Here is a 19,921-nt window from a genome sequence, read left to right as displayed (position 1 = left end):
CTTACGTCCACCTCCAACCCGCTGGATACTCATTTTTCAACATGCCATCTAACCATTTACCAAAACCTAAAGAAAAGCCGTTAATCGTAACTAATACGTAGCCTTTAGGGACGGAATCATTGTTGCACACAATACGCTCACGCGAAATCGTTAATGTTTCCCCCTTCAAATAGGAAATGACCTCTTGATTGTTAAAGGATAACTCCACATAACGAACCACCTCGTCACAACGAAGAGCAGTCGCAAGTGGGTGACCAGGAGAAAACCGACCATGATGAACCGTCCCTACGTACCAGCCTGGACGTATTGTACGAAGTCCATTTAATTTAGTTTGTAGTAGCGGTGACATGTACACATGTCCCCCAAACAAAACAGGCATCCCTTGCGGTTGACTTAACAGATTTTCGCTCACAAATTGCTGCCACAATGCAAGCACATCACTTTCTTGCAGTATCGCACCTGTTTTTGATTTCTCCTGTTTTTTACCTTTATGTTGTGGATGCTGGTTGTGCTTATTTTTGTGATTGCCTCTGCCCTTTACATCCAAATGCTGTTCGTATACAGCAATTTCTTCTTCTCCAGTTATCGGAGCGTCTATCTCACTACCAGATGATTGATTAGATCGATTACGTTGTAATATCGTTAAAAAATGTCCTTCCCCTTCAATTAAATGGGGCCATAATCTCCCACAATTCACTAATTGACTCCTGATTGATTCAGTTAACTGTCCTTCATGAACTAGATCTATACATTCATCTAGCCATTCTGGACGACCTTTAGCAAAGCCCTGATTAGCGGGTAACGGAACGATGGAAAACTCTGGATGTTGACTTAGAAACCATGCCATAATGGCTTCATTTTCTTCAGGTGCAAATGTACAGGTTGAATATACAATTGTACCAGATTCCGCAAGCATCTCAACTGCCTGCACCAAAATTTCCTTTTGCATCTCACTATATTTGCTCCGCCAATTTACCTGCCACTCTGCTGACATCCCTTCATCTTTACGAAACATACCTTCGCCAGAGCAAGGGGCATCAATCATAATCTTATTAAAAAAGTTAGGAAATGCTTGTCTTAGATCAGCAGGAGATTCATTAAGTACAATGGCATTACGGACTCCATAAAGCTCTATATTTTTAGCCAATGCCTTGGTTCGTTCACTGTGGATATCATTGCTAACTAACATTCCTTGTCCCTGTAGCTTGGCAGCAATATGTGTGGATTTACCTCCTGGAGCAGCACATAGATCAAGTACTTTATCTCCTGGTTGCACTCCTAATGCCTCTGCTGGCGCCATTGCACTTGGCTCTTGAATGTAGTATAAGCCAGCATGGTAATACGGATGTTTGCCCGGCTTGTCCGCTTCATGAACGTAAAACCCACTTGGGCACCAAGGAATTGGCTTTAAATTAAAAGGGGAAATTTCCTTAAACGTCTTGACGTCAACTTTTAGTGTATTGATTCGTATACCTACATATTTGGAGTGTTCATACGATAGGAGGAAGGACTCATAATCAGTTTTGAGCAGTCCTTTCATTCGAGCTAAAAATTCATCTGGTAGTGAAACTGACATAACAAAATCCTCTCTATGGTGCATTTAACAATATACAAAATGCTACGCTATTAAATTTTCAATACTATTATTGTAACATGGACAGCCTTTTTCAAAAATATTTATTATTCATATTGACAAGCTGGAAAAAATCTTATATTGTTCTCATATAGCAAGTATTCCAATAACATAATATTCACCTGTAAAGGGGAGTAGCTGTACAATAAAATCGTCATTACGAGAGCAACCAACTCTCCGGTTTTATTGACATGAACTACATGTTAGCGAGACCTTTACCATGAAGTATATCCGTATGCCAATACTGGGTTGCTTGATGGTAAAGGTTTTTTTGTGTTAACGGACCTAGCAAACTATAAAGATAAGGGAGAGATTACATTGGACGCAGGATTAGGATTACTATTTGAATACGGTTGGGTTCTACTTGTTTTGGTAGGTCTTGAAGGGTTACTCGCGGCAGACAATGCTTTAGTACTCGCGATTATGGTTAAGCATTTACCTGATAAGGAAAGAAAAAAGGCATTATTTTACGGCTTAGCAGGCGCGTTTGTTTTCCGCTTTGGCTCATTATTTATCATTTCATATCTAGTAGATATTTGGCAGGTACAAGCGATTGGGGCTTTATACTTACTCTACATTTCTGGCAATCATATTGTTAAAAAAGTAATTGAGAGTAAGCGTAAAGCTGCAGGGATCTTAGATGAGGAAGAACATGCTAAGAGTCGGAAGCAGTCTAGCTTCTGGATGACCGTTTTCAAAGTCGAGGTTGCAGATATTGCCTTTGCAATTGATTCGATACTTGCTGCTGTTGCTCTTGCTGTAGCCTTACCTAAAACGAGCTTGCCTCACATTGGTGGAATGGACGGTGGACAATTTTTAGTTGTCTTTATCGGAGGATTTATCGGGCTAGTTATTATGAGATTTGCTGCATCTTTCTTTGTAAAATTGCTACAATCTCGTCCTGGTTTAGAAATCGCTGCTTTTTGTATTGTAGGTTGGGTTGGAGTTAAGCTATTAATTATTACATTGGCTCACCCTGCTGTTGGCTGGTTGCCAGAGACATTTGCCCATAGCACCGCATGGAAGGTTAGCTTTTATGTTGTTCTCATTTTGATTGCTGCACTTGGTTGGGTGCTTAGCTCAAAAAAAGAAGAACCTGTAGTGATTAAGCAAGAAGCTTCGCATCATTCTTAATGATTAAAATTAGTGTTTGACCACTAATTTTTCGTAATACAGATATAATAGAAAAAGTGAGTAAAGCTAGGAGATCCTAATGCTTTACTCACTTTTTTTGTTATGCTTATATGTTGTCCGAAGTGGTAGATGTGGCGGAAGCGCAATCGAAGCTCTCGCCACCTCCGCCGCTAAAGCAGAGTCCATGATCTCAATGCTTAGATCATAAAAGTCAGTCCCACTTGGTATAGACAGCTTACTAATATAGTCTGCAACCTCCCGCTTTAGCTTATCTAGGTTAATGCCCAATAGCTCCTTGGGATACGGAGCTAAATAGGACAATGCAGATTTAAACATTTTAATCCCACCACGAATATTATCATTACGAACATGAAACAGAGCAACAGCAACTTGTAATAAGCCTTTATAACGAAGATCATAATTTTCAGCTAACCACAATTCCTCTAATACTTCATGACATTCAAAGTAATCGCGATCCCGATTGAAATAAACCAAGTATGCCACATATAGCGGCTTATAGTTCATCGCCAGGTTCATCTACTTTTTTCACGGATTTTATGAGTGACTTAACATCATCTAGTAACTCTCTAATCCCTTCCATATCATGGTTTTCCCACAATTGGTTGAATTTTGACTGTGCTTCAATCGCTTCAGATACGAGGTGGTGGAAGTACAACTTATGAATCGCAGATAATACATGGGAAATGACATTCGCATCATCTTCAAAGCTTTTTTGAGCTTCTAAAATTTCCTGACGAATGCTAGACATCTCATTATCTAACACATAAGCGGCTTCGCCTGCTTTTTTGAGACGCTCTCTCATTTCACCAGGCAAGCTCTCCCGATATTTATAATTTAATGAATGTTCAATCGTTGCCCAAAAATTCATCGCAAGGGTACGAATTTGAATTTCTGCAAGCACCTTTTTTTGCCCAAATGCAGTCTGCACAGGGTATTCAATAATCATATGAAAGCTGCGATAGCCACTTTCCTTGTAATTAGTAATATAATCCTTTTCATATAACACCGACAAATCCTTGCGTAAACGAATGTACTCTGCCACTCGACGAATATCCTCAACAAATTGGCACATAATCCGAATCCCTGCAATATCCTCAATGCCTTCTTCAATTTTATCCATGGGTACGTCTAAACGTTTTGCTTTATCTAAAATGCTGGAGATTTTTTTAACTCTCCCTGTCACAAATTCAATTGGTGCATACTCTTCACGTTTTTTAAGCTCGGAACGCATCGTTTTAAGCTTGACCTTGAGCTCCTCTACTGCCTGCTCATATGGTAACAAAAACGTATCCCAATCTCGATTGTCCAACATATTTAAGCCCCCTATCTATTACAGCCCTACAAAGTATGGTGGTCTGCACCCACCGCTTCTGAAATATGAGAAAAGCCATCTCTTTGTAACAATTTTCTCAATTCACGATGAAGCTTACGATTTACTTCAGGCCCTTCATAAATTAAAGCGGTATAGATTTCAACTAAACTTGCACCCGCACGAATTTTTTCGTAAGCATCCTCTGCAGTAAATATCCCACCTGAGCCGATAATCGGTAATTTACCAGCCGTTTGCTTATAAATGGATGAAATAATTTGAGTAGACCTTTCCTTTAACGGCTTCCCACTCAATCCACCCACCTCGTGTGCTGCTGGATGATTAAGTCCATGACGTGAAATTGTCGTATTTGTAGCAATGACACCTGACACACCACTTTGATTGATGACCTGAATTGTGTAGCTTAGCTCTTCATCAGTCATATCTGGTGCAATTTTCACGAGTACTGCTTTAGGTTTTGCATTACGTTTAGCGGCTTGGGTAGCAATTTCTTGCTTAACCACACTTAATAAATGAGACAACTCATCACCATGCTGTAGCTTGCGTAAATCTGGTGTATTAGGTGAACTAATATTCACCACAAAAAAATCAGCGTGATCATATAACGTTGATACACACTTTGCATAATCTAGATGCGCTTCTTCATTAGGTGTCACTTTATTTTTACCAATGTTAATCGCAACTGGAATACTTCTGCGCTTGAGCTTGCCTAATGTCTCCGCCATTTTATCCGCACCTAAATTGTTAAAACCCATGCGATTAATTAAAGCTTCATCTGGCGGCAGACGGAATAAACGTGGAAGCTCATTGCCTGGTTGACCCTTAGGTGTAACAGTTCCAACCTCCATAAATCCAAATCCAATGGCCGAGAAGCCTTCCACAGCTTCAGCATTTTTATCTAAACCAGCAGCCAGACCAATTGGGGAAGGAAAATGAATCCCAAATAAATCACTAGCCATATCATCGGTGTGTGGAACGCCATACATTCCCTTCAGTAAAGAAGTAACACCAGGAACTTTAGATGCTGTATGTAGACCATCAATGACAAGATGGTGTGCAGTCTCAGGACTTAATTTAAAAAATATAGGTTTACCAATATGACGATACAACACGCTTTCATTCACTCCGTTCTTCTCTACTTGCTGACTCTTCTTCCTAGTTTAGCGTTTTATGCACTAAAAGAAAAGTTCAACCTGCAATATTGTGCAAAAAACAAGATCAATAATCCAGTTGTTATTATAGAAGGAATGAGAAGGAATTTATACAGCACATATAGAACTTTAACTTTAAATAAAGTAATTAATTATGGCTTAATCTTGAAATCAGTGTTTGACATTAACCCAGACTAGCGAAGAGACAGGGAGATTCTGAAGATTGTCTCTTAAAATCAGATTCCAACTCTACACTTACTCCAATACAAAGGAATATGATTTTAACAACAATCGCAAGAACTCTCTGGATCGTAGCTTCTTGCCTCTTGTCAAGTACTGATTTATCAATAGAGCCTATAATGGGAGGAGCACATCATTATGTCCGTAAAACGAGTTCCACCTACGATTTCACAGCATAAAAAAACACAAGTCAATAAAAAAGCAATCATTTGGGTAAGCTCCATTTTTAGTGTTCTTGTTATTTTATTTGCTCTGCTTTTGATCTTTAGTTAAATTTTTGATCTTTCATTCATTTATTCTAACCAACGATATACTTTGTTAGGATTAGTCTGATCTTGCCTCTTGCTGAGAACAAAACGGTCCTCGGGTACATTTTGCAAAGAAACTAAGGATTGTGATGTTATTGTCACCTTCGTCCCTTTTGGGGCAAGATCAAACAATTCCTCAATATCCTCTTTTAACATACGCACACAACCTAACGATAAGTCCTTTCCCATACTCGAAGGCTCGTTTGTACCATGAATCGCATAATTGGTGTCAGATAACTGCATTCCCCGACTACCAAACTCCCCATCACTTCGACCATTTGGATTTATGACCTTATCACTGATTTGGAATGTTCCTTCCGGTGTTTTGGCACCACCAAGTCCAACTCGGTAGCTTCTCAACACCACTTGACCACTCACAACCATTAATTGATGTAGCTTTTTATCAACGATAATTTCTAAAGGCCTTGTGAAATAGGGTCCATTTCCGGGTTCAAACTGTTGAGTTTTTGACGGGATGTGATTACTACCTTTTGCTGATGTTTTATCAATTTCAGCATTTCCCCCTTTGGATTTTTGCCCTTCTCCCTTCTGCTGTGCTGCCATTATTTTATGTAGAAGCGGTTCAAACTCCTGCTCCATCACCGTATCAGATCCTGCTAACCAGTTGTCAGGGAACGGCTGAGTTAAAGCAGATAAATCAGTCGGATAATCGCCCTTGTTCTCTTTATAAGAAATAATTGCGGTTGATAATACCGCTAAAGACTCCTGACGATTGATCCACGCTTTGGCTTGCTTTTGTAGCTTGGTTGTATTTGGCACATCACATTTACAGTAACGCTCATCATAGGATTGAAGTGTCGTAACCCCTGTTTCCTTATCTTGTTCGATTCCGTATACGACAGGCATATTTTTTGACCAAACCCAATGATCCCCTGATTTCCCCATTCCCAAAACATGAATAGCCTCTGGACCATCAACACTCGTATCTAGTAAATTACCAATGGATTGCATCCTTTGACTTGCGGTTCCCGTATACCCTCTTGCGGTAAATAGCGGACCTTCAATCACGACTTGAGGTTTACTCGGTTGCGCCGCCTCTTCTTGTTCTGAAAATGTTACATCCGCAGCTAAATCTCCATCTTGGCTTAACTGGCCTTGATCCACCCAGTCTGTCATGACGATATCACTTCCTGGAGCATGGGCAGAAGGCATCCACAACAATAAAACAAATAATAAAATCAAGCCAATCTTGCGAGCTAGCTTATTTTGTGATTCTTTGCGTTTCGTTTGCTCAACTAAACCTTCCTTATAATCATCTAACACCTCAGAACGAATCGAGGTAGATTCAAACGCCTCATACACCTCCCCTGCCTTCATATAGCAATAATGCGCTTTACCTACTTGACCCGATGCTTCATATTCCTTGCCAAGCAAATACCAAGACATTTTATTTTTAGGATGATCCTCGACATATTTTTTAAGATAATTTGAGTTTTTCATCTATGCCTCCAAAAAATTTAAAAATGATGAAATCAACACGATCATTTTCCATTCCCTCCTACTATATCGGCATTTTACAGGTACATTCTAAATGTTTTACTAAAAATAAAAAAAGCCAACTTCCGCAAAAAGCAGAAATTGACTTTGTTTATGCTCAAAATGGAGAAGCCTTAGCCTTCCATGTTAAATGGCTCGTCCGCAATTTTAATGGAATCAGTTGGACAACCGTCACATGCATCTTCCAAATCTTCATACATATCTTCCGGAATTTCAACGTTACCTTTGTTACCATCATTATTGTAGATGACTTCTGCCAAACCTTCGTCATCATAATCATAAATATCGGGTGCCGTTGCGCCACATGCACCACAAGCGATGCAGGTATCTTTTTCAACCCAAGTATATTTAGCCATTACTCTTCCTCCTGAATTAAACGGTATAAACCGTGTGAAATATTAAACAAGTACTTTCCCAATATAATATAAATACAAACCAATTTCAATCCAAATCCCATAAAATTACAACTGATAATTGTTATCAATCTTCTTCCTCTTTTAAAAGGAAATCTCGTTGTAGCGATGTACCTCTCACCTTATAGTTACGAATTAAAGCGGAAGGATCATCACCAAGCATCCCTGCTGTCATAATTGCATCCTCTCCGAATTTATCTCTTAGCTTGTCCATTGTCTGTAGTAACTGCTCTTTCTGCGGTTGCTTTGCGTAGTCAAACAGATCTAGCTGTAATGCAACTTCATCCTTAGCAACTAGGTTTTGAACAGTAATGCCTAACAATCTAACCGGCTTATCGTCATTAAAATGACGTTCATACAATCGACACGCTTCCGTATAAATATCTTTTGTCATTTCTGTGACATGTGGTAAGGTTTGTGATCTTGTGTATGTCACCATCTCAGGTGTCCTTACCGTAATTTGTACTGTACCTGCCATTAAATTTTGTCTGCGCAAGCGACGTGCCACTTGATCAGCGACATTTAGCATCACCCGCTTAATTTCATCAAGCTGTGAAATATTATGGGGTAATGTTGTTGTATGACCAATTGATTTATTTTTTTCACGTTCCTCAATCACAGGTGAGTCATCTAATCCGTTTGCCGCGCGTTTCATCCAGATCCCATTGATGCCAAAACGCTCCGTTAAGAGCTTTTCTTCGGTTGCCGCAAGCTGACCAATCGTGAAAATAGACATTTTCGTCAGCTTCTCTGCGGTTTTCCGTCCAATTCCAAACAAGTCACGACAAGGCCGATGCCATAGCAATTGGGGTACATCTCTTAACCTTAGGACGGTAATGCCATTTGGCTTTTTCATATCCGATGCCATTTTTGCCAATAGTTTATTAGGGGCAATGCCGATGGAGCAAGGTAAATGTAGCTCTGTAGCTACACGTTTTTGAATTTCAGTTGCGATATCAAGCGGGGTTCCAAACTGCTTAGAGCCTGTAATGTCCAAAAAGCATTCATCAATCGACATTGCTTGCAAAAGTGGCGTATAGCTATAAGCGATGTCCATAAATGCCCTAGAGTATTTGCGATATAAATGAAAATTGGGCTGAATGACAATCAGATCTGGACACTTTTGAAGTCCTTGACTTACGGTCATTCCTGTCGTTACCCCTTTGCTACGGGCTGTATATGAACAAGTAACAATTACACCCTTACGTAGCTCCACACTACCAGCAACTGCGGTTGGCTTCCCTTTATACCTAGTTGGGTCCTCGGCCTCGTGTACAGAACAATAAAAAGCATTCATATCAATATGAAGAATCACCCTGCCACGAGTCGGATAATAGTCTTCTACTTTTTTCAACGCCGGTCCCTCACCTTTCAGTTCTTTTATAACCCCTTAAAATTACTGCTTAAAGTAACCTCTTATGTCATGGCTCAAGTTAATTTTCAAAAATATCAAGTCACATTGAACATCATTTTGATCATTATATATAAGAATACATGTTTGGTTCTAAGCAGGCAATACCATACATCATATAGATTTTATAGGGATTAAAATTAAGATTTAAAAAAGATTGTGTTACATTACAGCGTCAAAATGATATAATAATAAAAATTTATATAATAATGCATCCAAAAGGGGGATTCTTCTACCATGTCAACGGCATTATCCATCTTTGATACAACGCTACGCGATGGAACCCAAGGTGAAGGAATCAGCTTGTCAGCTGATGATAAGCTGAAAATTGCACTGAAGCTAGATCAGTTGGGTGTACATTATATTGAAGGTGGCATTCCTGGGAGCAACAATAAGGATATTGAATTCTTCAAGCGAGTAAAGGAACTTGGTCTGTCTGCCAAGATTACAGCCTTTGGAAATACAAGACGCAAAAATAGTAAAGCGGAGCTAGACTCTAATCTGAGTAGCATCATTCAGTCAGGTGCTCAGGCTTCATCCTTAGTAGGCAAAGCGTGGGATTTCCATGTGCATACAGCACTACAAACCACGCTGGAAGAAAACCTAGCAATGATCCATGATTCTATCGCCTATTTGAAGCAACATGGACTTGAAGTCTTGTTTGATGCGGAGCATTTTTTTGATGGCTACAAACGTAATCCTGAATACGCACTTGCGGTCATGAAAACCGCAGAGGAAGCAGGTGCAAGTCACATTGTAATGTGTGATACGAATGGCGGCACAATGCCACATGAGGTCTATGACATTACAGCCATCCTCAAAGGGCAAGCAACAACTGCGAAATTAAGCATCCATACACACAACGATTGTGAATTGGCGGTAGCAAATGCAATTAGTGCAGTTCGTGCTGGTGCGGAGCAGATTCAAGGCACGATGAATGGTTATGGCGAGCGTTGCGGTAACACCAATTTATGCTCTGTCATTCCGAACCTGCAGCTTAAGCTTGGTTATGAAGTTATTCCTGAGCAACAGCTAGCTCAGCTTACAAATACAGCTAGATATATTAGCGAGGTTGCCAATGTATCGTTGCCCATCAACCAACCGTATGTTGGGAATGCTGCATTTGCACATAAAGGAGGCATTCATGTCTCAGCCATTTTACGAGATGCTAGAACGTATGAGCATGTTGAGCCTGAAACCGTCGGAAATAAACAGCGCATATTAGTGTCTGATCTAGCGGGGCAAAGCAATATTTTGTCCAAAGCTCAGCAGTTAGGTATTGAGTTGTCCCAAGATCAAGAAGGCACACAAAACCTTATCAAAAACATTAAAAATTTAGAGCACCAAGGTTATCAATTTGAAGGTGCTGATGCTTCCTTAGAGCTATTAATTCGTGAAGCAAATGGAGAGCTAAAGGAGCTATTTACATTTGAATCCTTTAAAATGCTTGTGGAAAAGGTGGCTGGAAACCCAGTTGTATCCGAAGCCTTTGTAAAGCTGAAAATCGATGGAAATAGCCTGTATACCGCTGCTGAAGGAAATGGGCCTGTTAACGCATTGGATAATGCACTTCGTAAAGCATTAATTACGTATTATCCAGGGCTTAAGGATATCCATCTATCCGATTATAAAGTGCGTGTATTAGATGATAAAGATGCTACCGCTTCTAAAGTACGTGTTCTAATTGAATCGAGGGACTTCGTAAACTCATGGAATACAGTGGGTGTATCTAGCAACGTCATTGAAGCGAGCTGGGAAGCATTGGTTGATAGCTTACGTTATGCCCTACTTGGACAAACAAAACGTGAAAATCTAGAGGATGTTTCCTCGGTAAGCCAAGGGCTTATTAATCATTAGAAGCTTAAGGGTCAACTAGAAAAAGGATACAAAAAAAGAAATAGCCTAACTCATAATATCCCTAAGGATGACGAGTTAGGCTTCTTTATTGTGAGCTTGCCCTATATATAGTTTCTCATTATATACTTAATTTGCTATACAGTGAAATTATTTGATATCGTTAACGATCTCATCAAGCTTAGCCTGTAACTGTTCCTTTGATAGTGAACCGATTTTAATTTCCTTTACAATGCCATTGCCGTCAATAAAAACGTGCGTAGGTAGTGCCGCTCCACGGAACAATTTAAAAATATCTCCTTGCTCATCCTTCAAAACAGGAAACGTAAGCTTATATTTCTCCACAAATGCTTTAACATCCTGTTCGTTATCATACATCGTGGCATTAATTCCGTACGCATCAAGTCTATCTTTATATTTAGCTATAAGCTCCTCAATATCTGGTGCCTCGGATTGACATGGTCCACACCATGAAGCCCAAAAATGAATCCAAACCGGCTTTTGCGTTACAATCCCTTGATTTCTTTCATTCTGTTGATGACCAATCGTATATTGCTTCCCATCTATCCCTTGTAATGAAAAAGCTGGAACTTCCTCCCCCACTTTGACTGGATTATTGTCAGCTGCATATACACGTTTCTCCATACCCCATGACGAGTTAACGTTAAGTCCAAAACTACAAATTAATACGAAAACAGTTAAAACAGTAACCACCTTTATAAAAAAAGAGGATATCCCCCTGTTTTGTTTACTTTGCATTTATGCACCATTCCTTTACTTCATTTTCAAATTATCGTGATTGAACACGATACCTGTATCTGAAAATTATGATCAAAATGAAAGTAAAGTATTCACATTAATTCACATTCACTTAATCAGTTACATTACTTTATAAGTTATATCTTTCAACTAAGTATTATCGATTTCATTATTACGATATAACTGTGGTATTATGATGATAAACAAAACATAGTAAAGGAGGTTTCTACTTCATGATTAATCGAGAATTGTATATGAATCGTATCCGTCCTTTTATAGGAAATGAGCTTATTAAGGTTCTAACCGGAATTCGTCGTAGTGGAAAGTCCGTCATGTTGAATTTGATTCAACAAGAGCTAATTAGTTCCGGTGTCAGTGAACATCAGTTTATTTCTATCAACTTTGAGAATATGAGCAATGCACATCTCTGTTTTGCCGAGGCGCTTCACAAGGAAGTTACTAGAAGGGTAAAGGAGACTCAAGGGAAGGCATACCTTTTCTTTGACGAAATTCAGGAAGTAGCTGGATGGGAGAAATGCATCAATTCTTTTAGGGTTGAATTTGACTGCGATATCTATTTAACAGGCTCAAATGCTAAGTTGCTTTCGGGAGAACTGGCCACATATCTTGCTGGAAGGTATGTAGAGTTTGTGATTTATCCCTTTTCCTTTGGAGAATTTTCAGAACTATATCAAACTGTTTTTCCTGACTCTAACTCACAAACAATGTTTACTCGGTATTTGACTGAAGGAGGGATGCCCTATATAAGCAATCTTCGTTATGCGCAGCAGCCAAGCCGTCAATACCTACAAGATCTATATAACTCTGTCGTTCTAAAAGATGTCGTAAAGCGCAACAATATCCGTGATGTTGACTTGCTAGAGCGTATCATTGCATATATCACGGCTAATGTAGGGACAACATTCTCTGCTACAGCAATATCAAAATACCTCAAAAGCGAGGGACGAACCGTTGCTCCCGAAACAATCTTAAACTATATCAAAGCCTGTGAAGATGCCTTCTTATTCTACCGTGTCCGCAGACAGGATTTACAGGGTAAAAAGATTCTTACTGTGAATGAAAAATACTATATTGCTGACCATGGTATTAGAGAGGCTGTCTTTGGCGGGAATATGAAGGACATTAATCTCATCTTTGAAAACATTGTTTTTATGGAGTTATTACGCCGTGGATATAAAGTCACCGTTGGCAAAGCAGGTGAAAAAGAGATTGATTTTATTGCTGAAAAGCAAAACCAAAAGCTGTATGTACAGGTGGCTTACTTGCTTGCATCAGAGGAAACAATACAACGCGAATTTGGGGTATATGATACGATTCGAGATAATTTCCCAAAGTATGTTGTATCCTATGATGAATTCGATATGAGCAGAGAAGGACTCAAGCATATGAATATTCGTGACTTTCTATTAACTGAACAATGGAATTAACACGTAAATGCCCGTCGTGTTTTACTTCTAAGACGGGCATTAGTTAATTATTACGCACTTCCTTTACAAAATTCCTGAAATATTTATAGTGTAGCGCGACTCATTTACTTAAATAAGCATATAAATCTCCTAACGTAACCACGCCACGATCCCGTAATTGTAATATTAATATCTTCCAAAGCTCTGCCGTCATTTTAGCATCCTCTAATGCATGATGACGTCTTGCAATTGGAATATGATAAAATTCAAGCCATTCATCCAAGCTTGCTACGCTATAATCAGGATTAAGCTTACGCGCAATCATCATCGTATCTAATACCCGATGTCCTAAATGGGCTTTCGTTGTTTTCCATAAGGCAACATCTAAAAAGGCTTTATCATGCGCACTGCCATGTGCAATAAGTACACGATCATCCACAAACGCCATAAATTCTCTTAATGCCTCAAGTAAGCTTGGAGCCTCCCGTGTCAATTCTGCTGTAATCCCAGTCAAATTACTAATACGTTCCGGAATTGTGCATGTAGGTTTAACCAAAGAATAAAATTGTTCATTACTTTCTAGCTCCCCTTGTACCTTTACCGCACCAAAGGAAAGAATTTCATCTCCATAATGATAATGAAAACCTGTCGTCTCCAAATCGAACACGACAGTTTTCAGCTCTAACAGTGGGACATGTAACGTCTCTGGCTTTCGTTGACCCTTCGTCAAAGACCGAACAAAGGCAATTTGCTGAGCGCTAGGCGCCCCTAACATAGAAGCAATTTTTGGAGATAAACTTCCGCCTTTTAACGCCTCCCAAAATCCTCCATTCCCCTTCATTTGATCTTTCATAGCCATTTCCTTTCCGCATAGCGGTGCTGACGTTGTAGCGTGCGATACATTAAACGTACAGTTCCGAGTGCGTTACGTAGCTCTGAGCGTACTTCCTTTTGTTTAATTACAAGTTGAGGTAAATAATTATTACCATTTAGTGATCCGTCATCGCTACGAATAGGTGAGATGGATCTAAGCTTGATCGCTGTATCAAATGCCTCACGGCACGATTCCAGCCAGCGGATCGGGACGGCTTCTAATTGATGTAGCTGCAATATTCTTTCCCATGTTGAAGAGGCATGTATGCCATATTGCAGGCTTAAGTATCTGATTGCATTCACAAGTGGAATATATAATCCATATTTAAGATCAAAATCCCCTGCATGATCTCCGACTGGCTCTGTAATGAGCTGCCCCAAAACATTTAATGCCGCTTTGTGCCTGAGTGTATTGCGTAAAATTGCCGCAGACAAATCTTCCCCGTATTCGTCTCCTTGATCAATGACTTTGGCAAATGCCATGCTTAGCTTCGCCGCAAGCTCCTGACTTCCCGCAATATAACGCATATCCGCAGCAATCATTAAATATCTCACCTGCTCCCAGCCACGTAGCCCACTCCAATACCAGAATTGCTTTTCCCAATCCTTTAAGCATTTTCTCCATATTGGATTAGAGACCATGACATTTCCGGGGCAAGGAGGATATCCCGCTTCCGTTAAAATCTGTACTAATTTATCGCCAAAGGCTTGAAAATAATCACGTACTTGGTCCTCTTCTTCCCCATCCCCAATTACCAATCCATTGTCTTGATCACTCCACAATGTCTGCTCTTCTCGACCGGCACTGCCAAATGCGATAAAGGCATACGGTACTGGCGGAGGGCCAAAGCCCTCCTGTACCATACTTTCCTCGCATAACACGACGGCTCGTTGCATCACAGCATCGTGTAGATCAGAGACATTACGATTCCACCGTTGAATTGGTGTTTCTTTATATAACTCATACAATTTTTCTTGCTCTTCCATTCGGGCTATCCTCAGCATGGCGGGAGAAGTAGCCGAGGTAATTTGACGACTCATTACAGCACTCCCTTTCTCGCTAGGACCGTCACTTTTCCATGTCAGTCTATTATAGTTTATGCACCAACATCTGGATTTTTGTTACCACTGACGATTTGAGAATTAAGAAGGCTCATTTGCTCTGGATAGCCATACGTACCATGCTCACTAATGTCTAGCCCCATCATTTCTTCCTCTTCAGTTACACGTAGACCCATGAAGTATTTCATTGCTAGTAAAATCCCATAAGATAAGACGAATACAAAAGCAAAGGTACCAATGACACCAAGTGCTTGCACACCAACTTGCTCAAAGCCACCACCATAAAATAGCCCTGCTTTACCTACTCCTGTTGTCTCAGCAAGCTCTGGTGTTGCAAATAGTCCTGTTGAAATCGCTCCCCACACGCCTGCAATCCCATGTACTGAAAATGCGTAAATTGGATCATCAAGCCCTGCACGATCAAACCATCTTGATGTGAAGAAGGTTAACACGCCTGCAACTGCACCAATCACTACTGCTGCCCAAGCTTCTACAAATGCACATGCTCCAGTAATCGCTACTAGTGCAGCAAGCACACCGTTTAACATACTCGGAATGTCTGATTTCCCCATCACTGCCCAAGAGATTAACAGTGCAGCAACCGCACCAGCAGCCGCAGCTAAATTGGTTGTCATCAACACGTATCCAAAAAATCCATCGCCAAGCGGTGTTAACGCACTCCCTGGATTAAACCCAAACCAACCAATCCATAAAATAATAACCCCTAACACCGTTAATACTTGGTTGTGTCCTGGAATACTGTTTGGCTTGCCATCCTTGTTATATTTACCAAGACGTGGCTTCAACAATATAGTTGCTGCTAACGCCGCTGTTGCACCCGTTAAGTGAACCACGGTAGATCCAGCATAATCTTGCATACCAAGGTTACCTAACCAGCCACCACCCCATACCCAGTGAGCAACAATTGGATAAATTACGATGGTAAAAATAAGTCCAAAAATAATATAAACACTTAGTTTTGCACGTTCTGCCATCCCACCACAAGCAATTGCGAGTGAAACTGCCGCAAAAGCCATTTGAAACAGAAACATTAAAATTAAAGGTACAGGCGTTTCGGCAAACACACTAAATGAACCAATATCTCCTGCTCCCCCAAACATAAAACCTGTTGTTCCCCAAAAGGAGTTCCCATCGCCAAATGCAAAGCCAAAACCTAATGCCCACCATGCAATTACGGTAATTCCTAACGTCAATACTGTTTTACCCGCAACGTGACCCGCATTTTTCATTCGTACTGTTCCTGCTTCCAATAAAGCAAAACCAGCTTGCATGAAGAAAACTAACATCGCTGCAAGGAAAACAAATAAAGAATTCAAGCCAACTTCTAATACAGTATTATTAACTTCTCCTTCTGCTGCAAAAGCTGAAATCGGAAAAGCTAACATTGCTAAACCACCAAATAGACTTAAAAGTACCTTTTTTCTCATTTACCCCACTCCTTAATGTCATGTTTCCTTACACAATAAAATTTATAAGGTGATTATAAGACCAAAATATCCAATAACACAATAGGTTTTTGAAAAAAAATCATATATTTGCACTTTGTGTAACATTGTATGTAATATATAGTCACACATTTAAGAAAGCCACTATTTTTTATAAAGTATGACGTTTGACTGTACAGTTATAATTGCAGTATTATTAAGTACATAAAATTTAATTTCAATAAGTAATTCCATACTAAATAGTAGGATAAAATGAGGTGAATATATTGGAGTTATGAAATTGTATCGAATCGGAGAATTGTCAAAAGTTGCAGGAATTAGTCAGCGGACGATTGATTACTACACGAAATTAGGGCTAATTTCGCCAGAGAAGCGGACTCAAAAAAACTATCGTCTGTATCATTCTGAAACCTTAAAACGACTTAAACGTATTCATCAAATGAAGGCACAAAAGTATACGTTAGAGGAAATTAAGGAAAAGCTACTTAAATGGAATCAAGTGAGCCCTGAGGAGCAAATCAATGAGAAATTAACCTCGCTTGAGCTTCATATGCAGCAATTAGAGAAGGAAGTAAAGGAACTGGAGCCTTTAATCTCTAACCTTAAGCCAAACCAAGCAAAACGTGCTTTTTCGCACCTTACACCACAAAGTGTTGCGTGTATTGAGGCATTACAATTTTTATTAAATAATAGTAATCCGTTTAGCTAACTTTAAAATTTCATACTAATTATAGGGGGATACCTAGATGTATATTAACTTAATGTATATTCCAATCATCTTAGCTTTTGGCTTATCCTTATGGGCTCAATTTAGAGTCAAGGGGACATTTAACAAATTCTCTGAAGTACCTAACCAATATGGTCTAACAGGCTATGACGCAGCACGCCAAATGTTAGATGCCAACGGACTGTATGATGTACCTATCGAGCCAATCCAAGGCAGCTTAACTGATCACTACGATCCGATCGCTCGTGTTGTCAGATTATCTGAGCCAGTATATCATGAGCGTTCCGTATCTGCGATTGCTGTTGCTTGTCACGAGGTAGGCCATGCGATCCAGCATAAGGAATCCTATCCAATGCTGGTGGCACGTCATCGGATGTTCCCAGTTGTGAACTTCGCTTCTGGTATTGCACCATTTATGTTAATCTTAGGTTTTATATTTAACTTTACAGGCTTAATTGGGCTAGGGATTTTATTTTTCTCTTGTGCTGTATTATTCCAGCTTGTCACTTTACCAGTAGAGTTTGATGCAAGTAATCGTGCACGTCGTATTATGTTAAGTAACGGTTTAGCAACTAATGAAGACGAACGTGGTGTAGGCAAAGTTTTAAATGCTGCTGCATTAACCTATGTTGCCGCGGCGTTGGTCTCCTTGCTTGAGCTATTACGCTTGGTCTTAATCTTTGTAAACAGCAGGGATTAATCTAAATTTTTGTAATTTAAACACAAAGAATCGATTCGTTATGGATCGGTTCTTTTTTATTTCAGACCTAAAAATAGCTTGTATTATCTACGCTATATAGTAAAATAAAATAGAACAAATGTTCCTGTTTATTTTATGTTGTGATAATAAAAAAGTGAGTATCCCTTAAAATAATAATTACTTTTTTAGGATACTCACTTCATATTATTTATCTTAATAAATGATAGCAGCTTAAGTATTAAATCAGCACTCGACAGCCAGCCCGAACTAGCGAATAGACAGAGAGAATAAACATAAATATAATCTAGAGGATCTGATTTTAACAACGATCGTAAGCACTCTCTGTATCGTAGCCTCCACCTTCCAAGAGCTGTCGAGTACTGATAATAAACTGAACTTATTTAATTACAACGTACTCTAAGTTAACTAGCTTTGCATACGTAATAATTTGGTCTGTTGTTAGGTTTAATGACACAACAGTGTGGTGACCACCACCGTTTTGAATCCAAGCCTGTACTCCGTCTTGGAAGTTTGGCTTCACTTTCCACATTACACGTGCTACAGGTAGCTTAGGAGCCGGAACCGTAGGTTCAAACGCCGTCACTTCGTTAATTAACAATTTATAATGCGTACCAAAATCCGCCATAGATACAACTACACCTTCGCCTGCTTTACCATCAAACACAAGACGAGCTGGATCCTCACGATCGCCAATACCTAATGGAGACACAATAATTTTAGGTTTATTAGCGGCTAACGTTGGGTCTACCTCTAACATATGTGATTGTAGGATTGCTTCTTGTCCAGCGGCTAGCTCGTAAGTGTAATCCTCCATAAAACCTGTGTTTTGATTATGACTCATTACTTTTAACAAACGATCAAGTGCTGCTGTTTTCCAGTCCCCCTCACCCGCAAAACCATAACCTTGTGCCATCAGGCGTTGCACCGCAAGACCTGGAAGCTGCTTCATACCATGTAAATCTTCAAAGTTGGAAGTGAAGGCATTGTAGCCTTTTTCATCCAAGAAACGCTTTAATGCAATTTCATAGCTTGCTTGGATTCTTACACTAGCTTCCCAAGCTTCTTTGGAATTAGTTCCATAATCAAACTCATAAGCTTCAGCATATTCTTTCATCAAATCATCAATTTCTTGCTCTGTCACTGCATTCACGTATTGAACGAGGTCTCCGATGCCATAGTAGTCTACCGTCCAACCCAATTGAATTTGTGCTTCAATTTTATCGCCATCTGTTACAGCAACATTACGCATGTTGTCGCCAAAGCGAGCTACTTTAATGTTGAAGCTTTCATTATAAGCAACCGCTACGTCCATCCAATCTGCGATTTGCTGTTGTACCTCTGGACGCTCCCAATAGCCAACAACAATTTTATTTTGCTTACCTAGACGCGCATTGATAAAGCCATATTCACGGTCACCATGTGCGGCTTGGTTTAAGTTCATGAAGTCCATATCAATTGTGGACCAAGGAATACTTTCGTTAAATTGTGTTGCTAAATGAAGTAATGGTTTTTGCAATAGCTTTGTACCACGAATCCACATTTTTGCAGGAGAGAATGTGTGCATCCAAGTTACTACACCTGCTACCTCATCACGATAATTAATCTCCTTCATCATGCTCGTAATTTTATCAGCACTAATCGCTAAGTCTTGCAATACTAGCGGATAAGGTAATTTACCACTTTGGTTTACTGAATCTACTAATTTTTGCGCATTTGCTTTTACTTCTGCTAACGCTTCAGGACCATATAAATTTTGAGAACCTACGACAAACCAAAATTGTTTAGCTGTTGTTGTCATTAAAACCATCCTCTTTTCCCTAATAAATTATTTTTTAATAATAATCAGCGATTGACAATCTATAAAGTAAGCTAA

Annotated in this window: 18 protein-coding genes; 6 read left to right on the top strand and 12 right to left on the bottom strand. The window is 39.6% G+C overall.

What is annotated here, in order from left to right:
- Nucleotide 1 precedes the first annotated feature (1 nt).
- A complete protein-coding gene (locus ABE099_RS04585) occupies nt 2–1,576 on the bottom strand; it encodes an RsmF rRNA methyltransferase first C-terminal domain-containing protein (RefSeq protein ID WP_430027781.1) in 1,575 nt (524 codons plus the stop codon).
- Nucleotides 1,577–1,951: 375 nt separating this feature from the next.
- Here ABE099_RS04585 and ABE099_RS04580 point away from each other — a divergent pair, with 375 nt between their 5' ends.
- Nucleotides 1,952–2,767 (top strand): TerC family protein, encoded by an 816-nt coding sequence (locus tag ABE099_RS04580; RefSeq protein WP_430027779.1) that lies wholly within the window; start codon nt 1,952–1,954, stop codon nt 2,765–2,767.
- A gap of 84 nt (nt 2,768–2,851) precedes the next feature.
- On the opposite strand, the gene ABE099_RS04575 is transcribed toward ABE099_RS04580, so the two are convergent.
- The 3 genes from ABE099_RS04575 to ABE099_RS04565 are packed head-to-tail and all read right to left on the bottom strand — an operon-like array spanning nt 2,852 to nt 5,230.
- On the bottom strand, nt 2,852–3,292 hold the full coding sequence (locus tag ABE099_RS04575) for a DUF309 domain-containing protein (RefSeq protein ID WP_430027777.1): 441 nt from the start codon (nt 3,290–3,292) through the stop codon (nt 2,852–2,854).
- Nucleotides 3,282–4,097 carry a GTP pyrophosphokinase gene (locus ABE099_RS04570; protein ID WP_430030467.1) on the bottom strand — a complete coding sequence of 272 codons (816 nt, stop codon included), beginning with the start codon at nt 4,095–4,097 and terminating at the stop codon, nt 3,282–3,284. The genes ABE099_RS04575 and ABE099_RS04570 overlap by 11 nt, the downstream gene beginning before the upstream one ends.
- Nucleotides 4,098–4,126: 29 nt before the next feature.
- Nucleotides 4,127–5,230: a quinone-dependent dihydroorotate dehydrogenase gene (locus ABE099_RS04565; RefSeq protein ID WP_430030465.1), complete on the bottom strand. Its 1,104-nt coding sequence runs from the start codon at nt 5,228–5,230 to the stop codon at nt 4,127–4,129.
- A 417-nt stretch (nt 5,231–5,647) separates the two neighbouring features.
- Here ABE099_RS04565 and ABE099_RS04560 point away from each other — a divergent pair, with 417 nt between their 5' ends.
- Nucleotides 5,648–5,782: a hypothetical protein gene (locus ABE099_RS04560; RefSeq protein ID WP_280921143.1), complete on the top strand. Its 135-nt coding sequence runs from the start codon at nt 5,648–5,650 to the stop codon at nt 5,780–5,782.
- 20 nt (nt 5,783–5,802) lie between these two features.
- Here the strand turns inward: ABE099_RS04560 and ABE099_RS04555 are convergent, their stop codons facing one another.
- From ABE099_RS04555 to ABE099_RS04545, 3 genes are all read right to left on the bottom strand, one after another.
- Complete coding sequence (locus ABE099_RS04555; RefSeq protein WP_430027775.1) at nt 5,803–7,278, bottom strand: L,D-transpeptidase; 1,476 nt, start codon at nt 7,276–7,278, stop codon at nt 5,803–5,805.
- Nucleotides 7,279–7,448: 170 nt separating this feature from the next.
- Nucleotides 7,449–7,691 carry a ferredoxin gene (locus tag ABE099_RS04550; protein ID WP_210089519.1) on the bottom strand — a complete coding sequence of 81 codons (243 nt, stop codon included), beginning with the start codon at nt 7,689–7,691 and terminating at the stop codon, nt 7,449–7,451.
- A 124-nt stretch (nt 7,692–7,815) separates the two neighbouring features.
- Nucleotides 7,816–9,102 (bottom strand): DNA polymerase IV, encoded by a 1,287-nt coding sequence (locus tag ABE099_RS04545; RefSeq protein ID WP_430027773.1) that lies wholly within the window; start codon nt 9,100–9,102, stop codon nt 7,816–7,818.
- A 294-nt stretch (nt 9,103–9,396) separates the two neighbouring features.
- Here ABE099_RS04545 and cimA point away from each other — a divergent pair, with 294 nt between their 5' ends.
- Complete coding sequence (gene cimA, locus ABE099_RS04540; RefSeq protein ID WP_430027771.1) at nt 9,397–11,016, top strand: citramalate synthase; 1,620 nt, start codon at nt 9,397–9,399, stop codon at nt 11,014–11,016.
- 147 nt (nt 11,017–11,163) lie between these two features.
- Here the strand turns inward: cimA and ABE099_RS04535 are convergent, their stop codons facing one another.
- Entirely contained in the window at nt 11,164–11,727 is a 564-nt protein-coding gene (locus ABE099_RS04535) for a TlpA family protein disulfide reductase (protein WP_430027769.1), read from the bottom strand.
- Between the two features lie 278 nt (nt 11,728–12,005).
- On the opposite strand from ABE099_RS04535, the gene ABE099_RS04530 reads away from it, so the two are divergent.
- A complete protein-coding gene (locus tag ABE099_RS04530) occupies nt 12,006–13,220 on the top strand; it encodes an ATP-binding protein (protein WP_430027767.1) in 1,215 nt (404 codons plus the stop codon).
- Between the two features lie 100 nt (nt 13,221–13,320).
- Here ABE099_RS04530 and ABE099_RS04525 read toward each other — a convergent pair whose 3' ends face one another.
- The 3 genes from ABE099_RS04525 to ABE099_RS04515 are packed head-to-tail and all read right to left on the bottom strand — an operon-like array spanning nt 13,321 to nt 16,582.
- Nucleotides 13,321–14,052, bottom strand: coding sequence for an exonuclease domain-containing protein (locus tag ABE099_RS04525; protein WP_430030463.1), 732 nt, complete (start codon nt 14,050–14,052; stop codon nt 13,321–13,323).
- Nucleotides 14,049–15,113, bottom strand: coding sequence for a DUF294 nucleotidyltransferase-like domain-containing protein (locus tag ABE099_RS04520; RefSeq protein ID WP_430027765.1), 1,065 nt, complete (start codon nt 15,111–15,113; stop codon nt 14,049–14,051). The genes ABE099_RS04525 and ABE099_RS04520 overlap by 4 nt, the downstream gene beginning before the upstream one ends.
- A 56-nt stretch (nt 15,114–15,169) precedes the next feature.
- Entirely contained in the window at nt 15,170–16,582 is a 1,413-nt protein-coding gene (locus ABE099_RS04515) for an ammonium transporter (RefSeq protein ID WP_430027763.1), read from the bottom strand.
- Between the two features lie 292 nt (nt 16,583–16,874).
- Between ABE099_RS04515 and ABE099_RS04510 the strand changes: the two genes are divergently transcribed.
- Both ABE099_RS04510 and ABE099_RS04505 read left to right on the top strand, forming a co-directional pair.
- Complete coding sequence (locus ABE099_RS04510; RefSeq protein ID WP_210089530.1) at nt 16,875–17,309, top strand: MerR family transcriptional regulator; 435 nt, start codon at nt 16,875–16,877, stop codon at nt 17,307–17,309.
- Between the two features lie 37 nt (nt 17,310–17,346).
- A complete protein-coding gene (locus tag ABE099_RS04505; protein ID WP_430027761.1) occupies nt 17,347–18,027 on the top strand; it encodes a zinc metallopeptidase in 681 nt (226 codons plus the stop codon).
- A 397-nt stretch (nt 18,028–18,424) separates the two neighbouring features.
- Here the strand turns inward: ABE099_RS04505 and araA are convergent, their stop codons facing one another.
- On the bottom strand, nt 18,425–19,846 hold the full coding sequence (gene araA, locus ABE099_RS04500) for an L-arabinose isomerase (protein WP_430027759.1): 1,422 nt from the start codon (nt 19,844–19,846) through the stop codon (nt 18,425–18,427).
- Between the last annotated feature and the right edge of the window lie 75 nt (nt 19,847–19,921).

Origin of the sequence: Paenibacillus turicensis (assembly GCF_050461185.1) — a bacterium.
Taxonomy (GTDB): Bacteria; Bacillota; Bacilli; order Paenibacillales; family Paenibacillaceae; genus Fontibacillus; species Fontibacillus turicensis_A.
Note: the sequence above shows the minus strand (reverse complement) of the source record. Positions and strands in the feature narration are given on the sequence as shown.

Excerpts from the sequence above, each read along its gene's own strand:
- ABE099_RS04585 (WP_430027781.1), bottom strand. The coding sequence starts at position 1,576 with ATGTCAGTTTCACTACCAGATGAATTTTTAGCTCGAATGAAAGGACTG.
- ABE099_RS04575 (WP_430027777.1), bottom strand. The coding sequence starts at position 3,292 with ATGAACTATAAGCCGCTATATGTGGCATACTTGGTTTATTTCAATCGG.
- ABE099_RS04560 (WP_280921143.1), top strand. The coding sequence starts at position 5,648 with ATGTCCGTAAAACGAGTTCCACCTACGATTTCACAGCATAAAAAAACA.
- ABE099_RS04555 (WP_430027775.1), bottom strand. The coding sequence starts at position 7,278 with ATGAAAAACTCAAATTATCTTAAAAAATATGTCGAGGATCATCCTAAA.
- ABE099_RS04550 (WP_210089519.1), bottom strand. The coding sequence starts at position 7,691 with ATGGCTAAATATACTTGGGTTGAAAAAGATACCTGCATCGCTTGTGGT.
- cimA (WP_430027771.1), top strand. The coding sequence starts at position 9,397 with ATGTCAACGGCATTATCCATCTTTGATACAACGCTACGCGATGGAACC.
- ABE099_RS04530 (WP_430027767.1), top strand. The coding sequence starts at position 12,006 with ATGATTAATCGAGAATTGTATATGAATCGTATCCGTCCTTTTATAGGA.
- ABE099_RS04525 (WP_430030463.1), bottom strand. The coding sequence starts at position 14,052 with ATGAAAGATCAAATGAAGGGGAATGGAGGATTTTGGGAGGCGTTAAAA.
- ABE099_RS04520 (WP_430027765.1), bottom strand. The coding sequence starts at position 15,113 with ATGAGTCGTCAAATTACCTCGGCTACTTCTCCCGCCATGCTGAGGATA.
- ABE099_RS04515 (WP_430027763.1), bottom strand. The coding sequence starts at position 16,582 with ATGAGAAAAAAGGTACTTTTAAGTCTATTTGGTGGTTTAGCAATGTTA.
- ABE099_RS04510 (WP_210089530.1), top strand. The coding sequence starts at position 16,875 with ATGAAATTGTATCGAATCGGAGAATTGTCAAAAGTTGCAGGAATTAGT.
- ABE099_RS04505 (WP_430027761.1), top strand. The coding sequence starts at position 17,347 with ATGTATATTAACTTAATGTATATTCCAATCATCTTAGCTTTTGGCTTA.
- araA (WP_430027759.1), bottom strand. The coding sequence starts at position 19,846 with ATGACAACAACAGCTAAACAATTTTGGTTTGTCGTAGGTTCTCAAAAT.